Here is a 16,465-nt window from a genome sequence, read left to right on the forward strand (position 1 = left end):
GCTACATTTAAACCTTTCAGCCTAAGACGCCTGCTTAACCATACGGGACACAACACGTTATAAAAAAGAATGTATATCGTTCAGACAACGGTCTGGACATGGCTAGAGCTTGGTGCAAAATCCTAAAAACAAAGCCCATCAAGCTCGATAAAAATGTTGTAAACAAGCAGGAGCGTAACACAGGTTAACATCCAATGATCCCTTCGAGATCATTCAAGCCGTGAATCAATACGGTTTCACGCAACACCTAACCCCTGTGAACATTAACGCCTGCGCAAACTTAAAACGGACAACAAAACGCCCCTTCTCATTCTTGCATTCGTCCAATCATAAACGGACAAATGCCATGGTCATGCGACCCCTCGTTCCCGTCAATCATGCCCCTATCGAACCTGTACCAGGGTTTCGGACCTAACAAAGAGAACAGCATGAAAAGAATGCTTATAAATGCGACTCAGCCAGAAGAGCTGCGCATTGCCCTTGTCGATGGACAAACCCTTTATGATCTAGACGTTGAAACGCCACACCAGCAAAAGAAAAAAGCCAATATCTACAAAGGCCGGATCACCCGCATTGAACCCAGCTTAGAAGCTGCGTTTGTTGATTACGGTGCCGAGCGCCACGGTTTCCTCCCCTTCAAAGAAGTGGCTGAAGAGTATTATCCGGACAGCAAACCGGAATCGGGACGCCTGTCGATTAAAGATGTGCTCACCGAAGGTCAGGAAATCATTGTTCAGGTTCAAAAAGAAGAACGCGGCAATAAAGGAGCGGCACTGACCACTCAAATCACCCTGGCCGGTCCTTACATCGTCATGATGCCAAACAACCCTAAAGCGGGCGGAATTTCGCGTCGCATTGAAGGGGAAGACCGCTCTGAAATTCGTGACGCTCTGCGTGACATCGACATTCCAGAAGGCATGGGACTGATCATCCGCACCGCCGGCGTTGGTAAAAGCCCGGAAGAGCTACAATGGGGCGTCAACTACCTGATCCAACTTTGGGACGCGATCAAAAAAGCCGCAGATTCTAAACCCGCGCCATTCTTGATCCACCAGGAATCGGACATGGTGATTCTCGCGATTCGTGACTATTTGCGTCAGGATATCGGTGAAATCATCATCGACGACATGGACACCTTTCATAAGGCGCGTGACTTCATTCAGCACGTGATGCCACAACAGGTCTACAAGGTCAAACCTTACCAGGATAAAATCCCACTTTTCACACGCTTCCAGATCGAATCGCAAATCGAATCGGCCTATCAGCGTGAAGTGACTCTGCCGTCCGGCGGTGCGATCGTCATCGACATCACCGAAGCCTTGACCGCGATCGATATCAACTCGAGCCGTTCAACCAAAGGCGGTGACATTGAGGAAACCGCTTATCACACCAATATGGAAGCGGCTTGCGAAATCGCACGCCAACTGCGCTTGCGTGATATTGGCGGCCTAGTGGTTATCGACTTTATTGACATGCACTCCAACCGCCATCAGCGTGAGGTGGAAAACAAAATCAAAGAAGCGGTTAAATCGGATCGCGCCCGTGTGCAAATCGGCAAAATCTCGCGCTTTGGGTTATTGGAGATGTCTCGCCAGCGTCTGCGCCCTTCTATCGAAGAGTCCACCCAGATTGTCTGCCCACGCTGCCATGGGGTTGGTGTGATTCGTGGCGTAGAATCGCTTGGTTTATCGATCCTGCGTCTGCTTGAAGAAGAGTCAATGAAGGAAAACACCCGTCGCGTTACCGTCCAACTGCCGGTAGACGTCGCCACCTTCTTGCTTAATGAAAAGCGCAACCAGATCACCAAGATCGAAGATCGCCATCACCTGCACATTCTGATTGTTCCAAACGAACACCTGGAAACGCCGCAGTACATCATGGAACGTACCCGCAATGGCGACGAAACGTCGAATGGCGCCAGCTATGAAATCAAGGAAATGATTCTTCCAGAAGACCACCTGGTGACCGAAGTGCCTAAAGCGCTCAATACCGAAGAGCCGGCGGTTAAAAACATTCAGCCGAGCGCTCCGCCGCCAGCGCCAACTGAGCCGAAAAAGCCAGGCCTGCTAAGCCGCATCTGGAAAGCCTTGTTCACGCCTGCCGAAGAACAAGAGGAAGCCCCACGTAAAGGCCGTGAAAAACAGGAGCGTAAGCGCCCAAGCAATCGCAAAGGCGGACGTCAAGGAGATCGTCGCCAAAACCGCCGCCGTCCGGAAGATCAGGATAAAACCGGTGGAGAGCGTCGCACCCAAGACAAACGTAAAGAGCGCGAAGAAGGCGACACTGAAGACAAGAGCAAACCTGCTCAATCACGCCGTTCACGCGATCGCCGTCGCCGTAAAAGCCGTGACAACAAACCGAATGAAAACCTAGAAGCACAAACAGTTCAAACGCCTCAAGAAGGTGAAACATCTAAACAGGAAGAGATCAAAGCCGCACCGGAGGCCGAAACCGGGGTTGAAACGGAAGTACGCAAGACGGATGAAGAAAAATCCGAGCGTCGAGGCGGCCAACGTCGCCGTAGCCGTTACAACAGCCGCAGCTACAACCGTCGTCGTCGCGCTCCGGCAGGTGCTGAAAGCATGTCTATCGAGTCGCCAGCACCGGGTAGCGAAGCCGCTCAAACAGCCGCTGAGCAAAGTGAACAGCCCCCCTCAGAATCACCGGCACCGGCACCGGCTCAGACTGAGGTGCCTGTAGAGGAGGCAACAGCCTCTTCAGCGGCTGCCGATAAAGCGGCTGAAACTCAAATGCCTCAGACAGCGTCAGAGAACCTTGAGACAAACGCGACTCACGAAGCAGAGGTCAAAACAGACTCTAAATCGGAAATGCCGATGGAATCTAACGAAGCGCCTGAGGGAGAACAAGAACCCTCAAAGGAACGCAAACCGCGTAGACCAAGAGCACCAAGGAAGGCTAAGCCAGAAAACACCCAATCTTCTGAACCGCTTGAAACATCCGAAGTGGCGGATAAGGGCTCAAGTGATGCCCCGGCTGAACAGACTGCACAAACCGCCTCTGCCAGTGATGACGCGGCACCGGCGGCCAGTAAAGTCGTTCAGGATAACGCAGCATCAACTGATTCTCCTGAAGTCTCGGGGGCTACAACAGAGAGTGAAACCAAAAATCAGGAAGCCTCAGATTCTGAAGCCACTGAAACCCTGGCAAACGCTGAAACAGACTCTTCAGAGAAAAAGGCTATTTGATTCAAATACAGATTAGGCTTGTTGGATAAGGTAACAACCTTATCCTGAGTTGATCTAATCAACACAAAAAAGGCGCTTAAAAATTCACTTTCTTAAGCGCCTTTTTTCATTTTAGCCGTTGAAAACACCAATCTTAAGCGAGATGTTTCTGACGAATCTCTTCCAGCAAGCCTCTAGATGCATCGGTGACCATATCAAACACCCGATCAAAGCCTTCTGGCCCCCCGTAATAAGGATCCGGAACCTCTCGCTCTTCCCAGTTTTCAGCAAAATCCAAAAACATGGAAATCTTGTCGTAATGCTCGGGCAGCGCCATCTCTTTTAAAATCGAATAATTGGCATCGTCCATCGCCAGCACATAGTCATACTGAATAAAATCGCCGAAATCGACTTTGCGGGCACGCAAATCTTTCATTTCAATACCACGCCCACGTGCCACTTTCACCGAGCGCTCGTCTGGCGGATTGCCGACATGGTAAGCATGAGTCCCCGCTGAATCGATTTCAACCTGCTTATGCAACCCTTCTTCTCTGACCAATTGACGAAAAACCGCATGTGCAGTCGGAGATCGGCAAATATTGCCCATACAAACAAAGAGAACACTTACTTTTTTAGACATATTCTTTTTCACCTTGGATAAAATACGCCCATAGTTTACAGGCCTGATTCGAAAAATGCACTCCGCCCCCATGCAAATGAAATCCTTTCAATTCAGTAAAAACTGGATTCTTTATCACGATGCCGACATTATCGTCGTCAACAAGCCATCCGGCCTGCTCTCGGTACCGGGACGCGGTCCGGACAAACAGGCCTGCTTGCTTTCGCACGTACAAACCGCCTATGCAGATGCTTTGATCGTCCACCGCCTTGACATGGATACCAGCGGCTTAATGGTATTGGCGCGCTCTGCCGAAGCACACCGTCATTTAAGTCGCCAATTCCAAGAGCGGCAAACCGATAAAACCTATCTCGCCCTATGTGCCGGCCGCCCTTCCGAAGAAGCCGGTTCGATCAGCCTGCCGATGCGCTGCGATTGGGAGCGGCGCCCACGGCAAATGATCGATTTTGTCCACGGCAAATACGCCGAAACCCACTGGCAGCGCCTGACGCAATATGATGGTTTTTTCAAAGTCCTGCTGACGCCGATTACCGGCCGTTCCCACCAACTCAGATTGCATATGAAAATGCTGGGACACCCGATTTTAGGAGACAATCTCTATGCCGACTTGCAGAGTCTGCAACGCATGCCACGCTTAATGCTGCATGCTTATAGTTTAAGTTTCACCCACCCTACGACAGACGAGCCGATGCGCTTTGTCTGTGAACACGAATTCGATTCGTTTATGGAAAACGAGACGGAACACCAACAGTCAAACAAATAGCATGGCATAGTTAATGCTTTTACGGCAATTAAGCCTAAACTCGGTTATCGATTAACGCACAGATTGCTATAAGGACGAGAGAGCATGTCAAATATCGACTTGGAACAAGACGACAAAGCCACAATGGAAATGCTTGCCATGATGGGAGAAGGTTCTGCTACGGAATCGGAAGCCTCTAGCGAGGCCATGGAAGTGGACGAACTGCTCAATGCCATTGACGATGCAGAAGCCACAGAGAGTGAAACCTCGGTCGAGCTGGACGACGCCTTTCCTAGCGACATCGCCGAAGAGGCAGCAACCGCGGCTGACAACCACGATGAACTCAACCCTATCGCAGAGGATGACATTGAAGCCCTGCTCAATCAAACCGAAGAAGCTGAAACCGTGGCGGAAGTCAGTGAGGGTGACACGAATGACGCCATGATGGCTGAAAGCGCTGGTATGCCGGAAGAAATGATTGATGATACCGATTCACTCTTGGCGGAAATCGAACACGTTGGCCACAGTGATACCGACGATAACCGCGAAGTGTTAGTAGCTGATACCTCTGTTTCGGAAGAACTCCCTGACACCATGCTGGCTGCGGAGGCTGGGGATGAATCCTCGTTGGAAATGGCAACCGAAAACTTTGAAGAAGCAGCCCTACCGGAACTTGACGATATCGATACGCTTAGCGCCGATTTGGATGATGAAACAGTCGAAGCCAGCGAAACCGAACTGGCAATGGGAGACATGACCGAGTCAACGCATGAGGACACAACGGATGCCGAGGTTCCAGCTCACTTTCCTGAAGAAGAGAGTGAGGTTGCAATGACAGAAGAGAGTCTGCTACCTGACGTGGCAACGGATAAGGTTGAAGCAGCCTTGGCAGAAGAGTCTGATTTAGAAAATGAACAGGCCTCTTTCGAATCTTCTCAAGACACTGACACAGCAGATGACAGCCGCATTGTTGAACAAGCCGCACAATCGATTGAAAGCATGGAAGATGCTCTGGAGATTGACCAGGAAATTCAATCGATTGCCGAGGAAGTCAAACAAACCGCTCAGGAAGCCACCCTATTGGCCATCGCCACGACGCAAAAAGCACATGCTTCAGCGGAAAAAACGCAAAAAGCCATCGAAGCGACATTTGCTGCTGCGGAACGCGCCTTTCAAGCGGCAAAAAACGCCGGCTACTCCCTTGAAATGGAAGGCGTGGAAACACCGCTCTCTGCTGACGAGATCGACGCCCAGCTTGAGCAGATCAGAGAAAAAAATGAGCAGCTGAGAACAGTTAACTTAAGCCTAAGAAACCAAATTGCTGAATTCAAATCTGGCTCATAAGACGATCCAAAAACGATTCTAAATGGACTGAACCACTATGACTGACCCATCCATGACTGACGATCTACTGGATGAACTTGAACAACTGGAAGCCTCTTCAGAAGCGCTAGATGAGCAAGTCAACCAAAACCAGAAAAAGCAGGAAGCGTTTCAGAAACTGGATTCCGCCAGTACCATTGATGCCGTTTCTCTTGCGCTGGAAACCGCTAAAACCGCCCAAGAAGCCGCTAATCAAAGCCAAAAAGCGGCTGAAACCGCCCTGGAACATGCGCAACGTCAGAAAGAACAGATTATGGAACTTTCTGATGCCAACTTTGGTTGGCGTCAAAATGTAAAAAGCGCCAATAAAGAGCTGCAATCCAGCAAAAAAAGCGTCTCAATCATGCTCGGCTTGACGGTGGTTTTGAGTCTGGTATCCATGTCAGTGATGGGCTGGCTACTCTACAACGTGCAACAAAAAGAGTTGCATCTCAAAGGCGAGATTTTAGATGTCCTGCAAACCGAAAACACATTGCACCAAAAACAGATCACCCTCAAAGTTGACGAACTGGCCTCCTTCATGGAAATGCTCGCCGCAGACCTAAAAAACCGCCCTGCCGCGATGCCAGGCACGACTGACAGCGAAACAGCTCAAACGACCTCTGCAGCAGATACAGCAGCCAAAACAATGGATGAAGCGGCATTGGTTAACCTGGCTTCCGAAGCCGATACAGGAAATAAGCCCGGCGAAGAACAGAACGCGTCCTCCCAGGAAGGCAGTGAACCAGATGTCGCTTCTAACAGCGAAACGGTTCACCAAACGATGGTTGCAGATGCCGCTTCACGCCCAGATGTCATGAGCGAAGCACAATACGCTGAACTTAAATCGCTCCTTGAACAGCTGTTGCGCGAACAGCAGAACGTGCAAATCCAAGCGCCTCCAAGTAAATCGCCGGTAATGGACACTAAAGAGGCCGCTGAGCTGAAGAAACAGCTGACAGATATTGGCTGGCTGGTACGCAAACAATCCGGCACGCTGGAAAAAATCAAACAGCAGCTTTCTCAGGCTAGTGGTACGGGGTCAAAAGAATCGGCAACCCAACTAGAGAAAAGCCTGAAAAAAGCCGAGCAAAACTACGAGGCCATTCAAAAAACGCTGAATGAACTCAAAGCACAGCTTGGCACACTGAAAAGCCAACAAAACATGCTGCAGGAACAAGTCAACAACCTGCAACAAGAGACTGAAAAACTCTCTGCCAAACCCAAACCTTACAGTTATCGGATACCTCAGTAGTCACGACCCGATGATCAACCGGTGACATCAATGTCGGCAACGCTAGACTTGAGACATTGTCGTGACGTTGCATTTGTCAACGTCACGACTTGGTCTGATGCCATTCTTGATTACGCCTAGGGCATTCCTTCTAATTCAGACGGAATTTCCATAAGCGTGCATTAGAGGCTCAGATCGCTTTCTAAAACTCCGACCACTCCACCTCGGCAACAGCCGATTTTTTGTGCTCACCGCCTGTAGGAACTTCAGTGCCGCTAACCGAAATGGCACTTGAGCTCTGAGTGTTCGCTTTATCTTCAATCTGCGGTACGCTCACTTGGCTGTGGCCCGGCAAGGAAGCACTCTGGTTTGGGCTTGGAACAGCGGTTTTAAAAAAGGCCATATCCTCAGACAGGATGACCGCTTGTTCACTTAAGTTTTCAGAAGCCGCAGTGGTTTCTTCAACCAGCGCTGCGTTTTGCTGTGTCGCCTGATCGATACTGGTGATGGCATCGTGAACCTGACTGATTCCCTGTGCCTGTTCATTTGAAGCCTTAGCGATTTCATTGATCATCGCAGCCACTTCATTAACCGATTGAGTAATCTCGCCTAAAACCTCTCCAGACTGAGAAGCGAGTTCGGTTCCTTGATCAATCCTTGCAACACTCTCCTCAATCAATCGCTTGATATCCCTTGCCGCTTCAGCTGATTTCTGGGCCAGATTTCGCACCTCTCCGGCAACGACGGCGAATCCACGGCCATGCTCTCCAGCTCTTGCCGCCTCAACGGCCGCATTAAGAGCCAGCAAATTCGTTTGAAAAGCAATGCCATCGATCAAGGTCACAATATCAGCAATCTTATGGGAAGAGTCTTGAATGGCCTCCATCGCTTCGATGGTTCGGGCCATAACCGACGAGCCATGCTCTGCTTCTTTCTGAACACTGAGAGCGACTTCTGCTGCGCGATTGGAATTTTCAGTATTGTGCTGAATCGTGGAATTCATTTGATCCATGGTGGCGGATGTCTGTTCAAGGGCCGCAGCCTGCTGCTGCACACGATCACTCAAGTCGTGCGAACCTTGTGACACCTCTTTTGCCGCCTCACCTACAACTCTGGAGGCTTCGACGGCCACGGCAACAATACCATGCAATTTTGAAATTGAGGTGTTAATCGCCGTTTTAAGGTCCCCCAAATCACCTTCATAATCACGCTCAATCAACCGGGTTAAATCGCCATTCGCCATGCCTGTTGTCACTGTTGTCACATCATTCATTGCCAACTGAATCGCATCTAACAACTCGTTAATTGAGGCACTCAACTCTTGAGCAACGCCTTCTACTTTGGACAGATCGATTCGATCTCCTAGATACCCTTTTTGCGCTAAGCTGACGGTTTTGTGGACGTTTTCAAGCAGCTGCACTTCCTGAGTTCGATCACGCCATTCCACAAGCGTTGCAGTTCGAACCCCCGTGCGATTTTTAATAGGCAGCATCGAAAGTTCAAAATGGTATCCCGCCACTTCAATATTCGCTGTATAGTTCTTGTCGAGAACGTCGAGCATTTTTCGTTGGTGAGCGGGATTTTTATGAAAGATATCGATATTGGCACCGATGATGCTGTCTAAATCAAACGCGGGCAAGGCCTCTTTAAGTCTTTCCTCTCGAGATTTCAGGAAGTCTCTTATAGAGTCATTCAGGTATGAAATGTTATAGTTCTCGTCGGCCATCATGACATTGCTTTGCAACTTATCCAACGCCATTTTTAATTGTCGTGCCTGATCGAGCTGATAGGCAGACTCTTCTTTACCTTCAAGAAAAGCCAGGTTGGTTGCAATCACCGTATTAGTGATCCCACCGCTAAAACTTTCAGGATCATAGGGTTCAGAGTCTAACCACTGCCCACCTGCCAGCCGCCTCAAAGATTCAATTGCGGATTGTTGAGATTGAGTGAGGCGAACCCCATAAACAGTCGAGACGAGAACCAGCCCTACCAATAAAACGGTAAGCGCTTCAGCAGATACTGAATCAGGACTTATCATATTGATCACACCGGGCAAGCCGGCTAAAACGAAAGTCAATGCAAATAAGATCGCCGCGGGTGATAGACGAGCAAAAACATTGAATTTTCTCCAATTGACCCCTCTGTACAACTGGCCATGTTTTATTTTCAACTGACCCGACTGCAAAGCCTTATAAGCCTCAGAGGCCGCTTTTTTCTCAGCATCCGAAATCCTTGAGCGTACAGACATATAGCCGACAATCTTGCCATTTTCGTAAAGCGGTGTAGCCTGAGCTTTAACCCAATAAAAACCGCCATTTTTTCTACGGTTTTTAACAAATTGCGTCCAGGGAAAGCCGCTCTTAAGGTCTCGCCACATATCCTCAAATACGGCCGGGGGGACATCGGGATGGCGAATGAGATTGTGCGGCTGTCCTATTAATTCAGACCGTGTATAACCACTGGCCGCTTCAAAAGCATCGTTACACTCAATGATGGTGCCGGAGAGATCGGTTTTAGATACCAGAGTTTGCCCATCTAAAACTTGATATTCCTCGTCAATTACCGGGAGATTATTTCTCATAAAACGTCTGAACCTCTGATTTTAGCTTGTATTACAAATACATCAACATAGCTATACAAAGATTATACAATACCGGAAAATTTAAAAGGAATTTTTTATCCTTGTTAACACCATAAAGCCATCAATACAAATGGTATCCAGCTCCACATCAAAACAAACGTCATTAGACGGTAGAGAGCTCTATGATCTCATTCCCCCTCCAACCTTCAGCCGAAGAATGCATATTACTTGGTCACACGCGAATATCTACGCCATTAAGCGCATTCAAAACGACTGTGAAAACAATAGTTGGCGATCAAATGCCACTCTCCCCACTATAAAAATGCAGAAGAAGTTACCCGGTAAAAGTTTTCGGGCAATCGCTGGATGAAGGTTAATCAAAACAGCCACAGAGATGAAATAAATTGAAAAGCCGGTTTGATAAAAACTTATACAAACTGAAACGACAAGAAAACTAGAGTGAAAGCGGAATTAAAGCTCACATCGCAAACATCAACATAATGACCCGGTCTTGTAGTTGACTGAGCGAAACGGTGGCATCCTCTGATATTGAGCAGGCCTGTGCGGTTTTATCGCATCAAAACGGCGCTTTGCCGATACTGCATCAGGAACTTAATCCGCTCTTGGATGGCCGGGTGATCAGATAGCCCCCGAATAAAATCGGCACCATACCCATAACCTGGAAAAGCTCGGGCGTCTCATCCAAAACCGCATACGCCAGCCCCATCGTCATCAGAGGGGCAAAGGCAAACAGCGCATTGACCTTGGTGATTGGCAGACGATAAATCGCCTCCACCCACAAAACTTTACCCACAAAAAACACCAAAAACCCGGTCAGCAGCAACCACAGCCACTGCGAACTCAAGCTCTCCCAAGAAGGTGATGCTTCAAACCACACCGCCAAACCCAAAATAAACGGCAAAGCGATTAACGAACGTGTCAGCAAAATGGTTTCACTGGACACCTGTGCACGGGATTTTTTCTGATAAAAATTAGCAACCGGTGCAATCATCGCCGCCAGCAGAACCAACCCGTCTCCCAAACGCAAGGCAAACTCGCCGGGAAACAACACCAGCAGCGCCCCCAATGTCATCAACAAAGCCCCAAACGCATGCTGGAGATCCAAAGCCTCCTCTTTACGCCGCCCTAGAAACAGATAACTAAACAGAATTTGCAAAAACAGGATAATCGCGACATTGGTCGCACAGGTGTACTGCAACCCCACAAACGTCAAAGCAAACAAACTGGTGATAAACAAGCTGGTCATAGCCAAATCGGACCAGGCCTGTCGATTTTTGATTTCATGAATTTTACCGCGCAATCCCCACCACACAGCCAGAAACAGTACAGCAATCAGCAAACTGTAAAAATAGGCATGCAAGCCGCCCAGTGCGGCCACGGTAAAGGAGGCAAAAATCGGAAACCAAGCTTCAATCAATGTAAGGCTGAGCGCAAAAAACTCACCCTTACGTTGCGACTCTGTTTGTGGCTTGAGTAACGGCGTCATGATCGGACAGTATTTCCTGATAGATTTGGCGATGAACGGAGATAAACTGCTCAAAGGAGTCGGCAATATTATACTCAAGCATATGTTCGCGCGCGCCCTCTTTCCAACGCTGACGCAAGACGGCATCCGACAGGGCTTGTGCCAGCCCTTCTATCCAGATCGACTTATCATTGGCTTTGAGCACCCAGCCCGTCTGCTCATCTTTCACCAAAGATTGCGGTCCGCCGACATCCGACACCAAACATCCCAAACCGCTGGCTTGCGCCTCCATCACCACCTGTCCCAGAGTGTCAGTAACCGAAGGAAAAATAAACAAATCCGCAGAGGCATAGACTTTTGACAGTGTCTCGCCAACGACCGGCCCCAGAAAATAGGCATGATGCACCCTCAACTTATCGGCCCATTTCCGATAGCGCCCTTCGCCCACCATCACCAAATCTGCCTGAATATGTGGATGAGAATCCAAAAAGGCCTGCCAAACCTCCACTAAAAAAGGCAGATTTTTTTCGATATTGATCCGTCCGACATAAAGTACTTTTAAACGCTCTGCCGACAAACCGAAATGCGGCCAGACACGTCGATCGGCATGCTGAGGATGAAAGCGTTGCAGATTGGTTCCCGGGAACAGCGCCATAGAACGCTCGTATCCAATACCGATATCGTTAGCCATGACTTCCAGATACGCCACCGAACGTGAAAACACATGCGAAAAAGGACGATAAAATCTCGTCATCTCATGATCGGTGCGATGTTTAATCCACTTGGAACCGGTTAAATCCAACAAATAAGCGGGAAAGTCAGTGTGGTAGGTTCCAATCAATGGAAAGCCCATTTTCTCGGCCACCTTTTTGGCCTGCCAGCCAAAAGGACCGGGAGTAGAAATATGCACCAGATCAGGCTGGTTTTGCTGCAAATACTCGCGAATTTGATGACGCTTGGCGATCACCAGATCCAGCTCCTGATAGAACGGCATCGGCAGCCTAAAGCGATAAGGCAGATTAACAATGTACATTTTTTCAGGCAAAGGCTTGCTGGTAGACGTCACAATTTGCAAATCAACGCCATTTAAACAGGCCTGTTCTCCCATATCCTGAATAAAGCGGGAAACACCATTCAGGTCGCCCAAAGTATCGGTAAACAAAGAAATTTTCATGACCCAACCCTCAACAATGATCTGAGAATTTTAGAGCTGTCATGTCTGTAGAAAATGAAGGCTAATTGAAGAATTTATGACAGGAAATCGCCTGTTGAAAAAAGAAGAAAATCGAAGACAGCAGGCAACGCTTTCCGACAGTCGATTTTGTCTGGAAAGCGTGTTGCTCACTGCATAAGTGATAAAGAGCGGCTTAATTAGATGAAAAATCTTACCAAGCTTTATAGGGTAGGAACTTACCGTTCATAGTCACCACAACGCGGTCACCGGCTGGGTTCTCTTCTTTGTCGATATCCATAGAAAAATCGATTGCACTCATAATTCCGTCACCGAATTTTTCATGAATCAATTCTTTCATTGTCGGACCATAAACACCGACAATTTCATACAATCGATAAATCAACGGATCAGTTGGAACCGCCTTCTCCCAAGATTTATGAGGAAACTGCTGCAAAGCCACTTCCACTTCAGAGCCTAAACCTAAGAGTGCACAGACTTTCGCAGCAGGCTCTGCATCAAGATGATTCATACCCAAACACGCTGAAGTTGTATAAACCTCACTTAAACCAGCAGCTGCCGCAATATCAGTCCAACCAACATTCTTTTCTGCTTTAGCCAATACAATTGCTTCTGTCATTTCAACTTTTGACATCATTATTGTTTCCTCCAAGGGGTTAAAATTCCCTTTCCCTATTGCAACTCCTATGCCAAAAACATAACACATTGATTTTTATTAGCTTTTTAATTTTACCAGACACGCCAGGTACATAATTGTTAACAATTGATATTAATTGTAGACATTTATTTACAAAACAATTAAAAGTTACCAGAGAAAATTAAACTAAAAAATAGGAAAATAAAGTTAATTTATTGTTTTTATTTAATTAATTATAACAATGGCACGATTCGGGCTATTTACTCCTCAAGTTTCGCCTGTCGAACTTTTTAACTTTTAATTTTTAGGAGATTAGCATGACTGAAGTAGTTATACCTTCTTGTTTACGTCCAATTGATACTGATGGTTTGAACAAACTTGGTGAAGCGGGTAAAGCAGACCCAAATGCCGTTAAAACTTTAAAATCTAAAACCGTTTTAGAAGGTCAGTTCAAAAACTTTAACTATATCCGTGACCTCGATCCAATCGTGGTTGATGAACCACCAGGACTACTAGGGGAAGATACTGCTCCAAATCCATCTGAAATGGCTTTACTTTCTCTAGGCTCTTGCTTGTCGGTTGGTGTTCAAGCGAACGCAACCAACCAAGGCATTCCATTAACAAAACTAGAAGTTGAACTGGAAGGGGATATTAACATCACAGCGGTTTGGGGAACAGGCGATCTTGACCCTAACAAACCGCTTGGTGTCACAGAAGTAAGAGCTTACTTCACCATTGAATCTCCAGGTACGCCAAAAGAAGTTCTAGAAGAATTAGTGGCTCACGCTATGAAATGGTCTCCAGTAGCCAACACCTATATGAACCAAGTCAAAATGTCAGGCGAATTAGTCGGCTAATTGAATAAGTGCCCTGATTTTCAGGGCATTAATTAATCTATTGGAGAAAGTTCATGATCAGTGAAATAGTTAAAAACGATCTTAAGCCCTTAACGCTTAAAATCGATCACGGTTATTACACCACAGAGGTTTTAGACAAATTAGGAAAGGCCGGTGCTTACCGCCACCACATTCCGTCTCAAAACAATGGTGATCTGGACCTATTTGGCACCATTAAAGACATGGCAACCGTTTCTGAAGAGTGTATGTCGACCGGATTCATGATGTGGGCACACACCGTATGCTGCTGGTATATCGAAAACTCTGAAAACGACTGGCTAAAAAGTGAAATTCTACCCAAAATGGTGAACGGCGATTATTTTGGCGCCACCTCACTTTCAAACCCAATGAAATATTTTGCCGGAATTGAAGATCTTAAGCTGACCGCTGAAGAAACAGAAGACGGTTACATCATCAACGGAACACTACCTTGGGTATCGAATCTAGAAGCTGGTTCTGACAAACACTTCTTTGGTTCCATTTTCCACGTACACAAGCATGGTGAAACCGAAACGCGTGACGTCATGGCCATCATTCCTTGTAATCTGGATGGTTTAACCATGAAACAGATGGTTCAGTTTGTGGGCATGGAAGGCACCGGGACTTACTCGTTAATCTTCGATAATGCTTTCTTACCTAAGAAATATCTGATTGCCGATCCCGTACAGCCCTATCTAAACAAAATCAAATCAGGATTTGTACTTCTGCAAACCGGAATGGCCGCTGGCGTCATTCAGGGAGCCATTAATGACATGGAAAAATCCAACCTGACGCTTTCTGAAATTAACGCTTATCTGGACGATTCTCCGGAAGAGCTTAAAGAAGAACTTGAAGACGCATTAGACCTGATTGAATCGCTGTGTGAAGACCCGTTTGAACCGGGCGACGAATTTTTCAAATCGGTATTGGAAGCTCGCCTATTGGGAGCGGAATTCTGCAAACGTGCCGCTGACTCTGTTATGCAGCATGCCGGCGCCAAAGGTTACATTGTTGACGCCGACGCTCAGCGTAAAATGCGTGAAGCCTACTTCGTCATTATCGTCACCCCATCTATCAAACATTTACGAAAAGAAATTGCACGCTTAGAGCAAGCGGCCTAGGAGCACATCATGAGCGCCGAATATAAAAAATACATTTGTAAAACCTGCGGTCTGATCTACGATGAAGCCGAAGGTGATCCAGATTCAGGACTTGCCCCTGGAACACGTTTTGAAGACATTCCAGACGATTGGTACTGCCCTCTATGCCTGGTCAGCAAGGATGACTTTGTCCTGCTTGACGAGAACAAGACTGCTGCAGTCGCTAAACCAAAACGCAAAGTCAGCACTCAAGCGGATGTATTAATTATCGGCGCAGGCTATGCAGGATGGCAGGTCGCGGAAGAGGTTCGGGCCAACCAACCGGACAGCGAAATTACGCTACTGACAGCCTGTGATGGAACGGTTTATGCCAAACCAGCCCTTTCCATGGCCTTAAGCCAAAATCGAACCGCTGATGACCTAAAAGAAGCCACCGCCCAAGAGAAAGCACAGCAGCTGGATATTGGGGTTAAAACCAATACCAAAGTGATCTCAATCAACACCAAACGCAAAAAAGTCATGACCACCGGCGGCAGTTTTAGCTACAACAAACTGGTCTTAGCGACCGGGGCACGCGCCGTCATTCCTCAAACAGAAGGAGATGCCGCTGCTGCCATTCAGGCCATTAACGACTTGGCAGCTTATCGACGCTTCCGTCGCGATTTGGAAAACAAATCTTCGGTAACGATTATTGGCGGCGGACTGATCGCAACGGAAATGGCTGAAGACTTGATTACTCAAGATATTGAAGTCAACTTAGTGGTTCGCGGCAAACACTTGATGGGACAATTGATTCCGGATTCCATTTCAGACTCGCTTAAAGAAAGCTTGATCCAAAAAGGCGTTAAACTCCACTTTAATACCCAAATGAGCTCATTAGAGCACTGTGATACTGGCTACAAACTGAACACGCAAAATGGTGAACAGATAGAAACGGGGATTGTCTTGGCGGCCGTTGGTCTAAAGCCTAATATTGATCTAGCCAAGAAAGCAAAACTCGACACACAGAAAGGGATTTGCATCAACGAATTCTGCCAAACTTCCGATCCGGACATCTATGCCATTGGAGACTGTTCTGAATTTGAAGGGTTTACCCAGGCCTACCTGGAACCTATTCGCCGCCAGGCCAAAACCATTGCTGGGCACATTAACGGTGATGAATCAACTCCATTCAAAATGGTTCCACCACTGGTGAAAACCAAAACACCTAGCCTGTCAATCATGGTAGCGCCGCCCCTGGACAGCCACCACGGCAACTGGGAACTTAGCGTACAGGCCGGTAATGGCCAGAAACTCTTCTACAAAGATGATGAGCACGTTTCCGGATTTGCTCTAAGCGGTGAACTGGTCACATCGGCCAACGATCTTTATCAAAAGTATTTCGCTGCTTAAAACACTTTCCACAAACCGCCTTAACTGACCTCTCGCCCC

Annotated in this window: 12 protein-coding genes and 1 pseudogene; 8 read left to right on the forward strand and 5 right to left on the reverse strand. The window is 47.6% G+C overall.

All coding sequences use genetic code 11. From position 1 onward, the window contains the following. Nucleotides 1-428 precede the first annotated feature (428 nt). Nucleotides 429-3,206, forward strand: coding sequence for an Rne/Rng family ribonuclease (locus tag QCB44_RS06220; RefSeq protein WP_279408671.1), 2,778 nt, complete (start codon nt 429-431; stop codon nt 3,204-3,206). 133 nt (nt 3,207-3,339) lie between these two features. Here the strand turns inward: QCB44_RS06220 and QCB44_RS06225 are convergent, their stop codons facing one another. Further along, nucleotides 3,340-3,825, reverse strand: coding sequence for a low molecular weight phosphotyrosine protein phosphatase (locus QCB44_RS06225; RefSeq protein ID WP_279408674.1), 486 nt, complete (start codon nt 3,823-3,825; stop codon nt 3,340-3,342). A 55-nt stretch (nt 3,826-3,880) separates the two neighbouring features. Here QCB44_RS06225 and QCB44_RS06230 point away from each other — a divergent pair, with 55 nt between their 5' ends. The 3 genes from QCB44_RS06230 (at nt 3,881) to QCB44_RS06240 (ending at nt 7,184) form a co-directional block, all read left to right on the forward strand. Beyond that, entirely contained in the window at nt 3,881-4,588 is a 708-nt protein-coding gene (locus QCB44_RS06230; RefSeq protein ID WP_279408675.1) for an RluA family pseudouridine synthase, read from the forward strand. Nucleotides 4,589-4,672: 84 nt separating this feature from the next. Then, nucleotides 4,673-5,911 (forward strand): hypothetical protein, encoded by a 1,239-nt coding sequence (locus tag QCB44_RS06235; RefSeq protein WP_279408677.1) that lies wholly within the window; start codon nt 4,673-4,675, stop codon nt 5,909-5,911. Between the two features lie 37 nt (nt 5,912-5,948). Next, on the forward strand, nt 5,949-7,184 hold the full coding sequence (locus QCB44_RS06240; protein WP_279408679.1) for a hypothetical protein: 1,236 nt from the start codon (nt 5,949-5,951) through the stop codon (nt 7,182-7,184). 181 nt (nt 7,185-7,365) lie between these two features. On the opposite strand, the gene QCB44_RS06245 is transcribed toward QCB44_RS06240, so the two are convergent. The 4 genes from QCB44_RS06245 to cynS all read right to left on the reverse strand — a co-directional run bounded on the left by QCB44_RS06245 (nt 7,366) and on the right by cynS (nt 13,059). Next, entirely contained in the window at nt 7,366-9,744 is a 2,379-nt protein-coding gene (locus QCB44_RS06245; protein ID WP_279408681.1) for a PAS domain-containing methyl-accepting chemotaxis protein, read from the reverse strand. A 604-nt stretch (nt 9,745-10,348) separates the two neighbouring features. Continuing rightward, on the reverse strand, nt 10,349-11,251 hold the full coding sequence (locus QCB44_RS06250) for a DMT family transporter (RefSeq protein ID WP_279408682.1): 903 nt from the start codon (nt 11,249-11,251) through the stop codon (nt 10,349-10,351). Then, nucleotides 11,211-12,404 (reverse strand): glycosyltransferase family 1 protein, encoded by a 1,194-nt coding sequence (locus tag QCB44_RS06255; protein WP_279408683.1) that lies wholly within the window; start codon nt 12,402-12,404, stop codon nt 11,211-11,213. Before QCB44_RS06255 ends, QCB44_RS06250 begins: the two co-directional genes overlap by 41 nt. Before the next feature lie 211 nt (nt 12,405-12,615). Further along, a complete protein-coding gene (gene cynS, locus QCB44_RS06260) occupies nt 12,616-13,059 on the reverse strand; it encodes a cyanase (RefSeq protein WP_279408685.1) in 444 nt (147 codons plus the stop codon). 317 nt (nt 13,060-13,376) lie between these two features. Between cynS and QCB44_RS06265 the strand changes: the two genes are divergently transcribed. The 4 genes and pseudogenes from QCB44_RS06265 to QCB44_RS06280 all read left to right on the forward strand — a co-directional run bounded on the left by QCB44_RS06265 (nt 13,377) and on the right by QCB44_RS06280 (nt 16,426). Continuing rightward, nucleotides 13,377-13,916, forward strand: a complete 540-nt coding sequence (locus QCB44_RS06265; protein ID WP_279408687.1) for an OsmC family protein — start codon at nt 13,377-13,379, stop codon at nt 13,914-13,916. A 53-nt stretch (nt 13,917-13,969) separates the two neighbouring features. Further along, the gene (locus tag QCB44_RS06270; protein ID WP_279408689.1) at nt 13,970-15,055 is read left to right on the forward strand and encodes an acyl-CoA/acyl-ACP dehydrogenase; all 1,086 of its coding nucleotides are present in this window, start codon (nt 13,970-13,972) and stop codon (nt 15,053-15,055) included. 9 nt (nt 15,056-15,064) lie between these two features. After that, nucleotides 15,065-15,238, forward strand: a pseudogene (locus QCB44_RS06275) (rubredoxin); the annotation flags it as partial. 63 nt (nt 15,239-15,301) lie between these two features. Then, complete coding sequence (locus tag QCB44_RS06280) at nt 15,302-16,426, forward strand: FAD-dependent oxidoreductase (protein ID WP_279409197.1); 1,125 nt, start codon at nt 15,302-15,304, stop codon at nt 16,424-16,426. The last annotated feature ends 39 nt before the right edge of the window (nt 16,427-16,465 follow it).

It is taken from the genome of Thiomicrorhabdus sp. zzn3 (assembly GCF_029767755.1).
In the GTDB taxonomy this organism is placed as follows: domain Bacteria; phylum Pseudomonadota; class Gammaproteobacteria; order Thiomicrospirales; family Thiomicrospiraceae; genus Thiomicrorhabdus.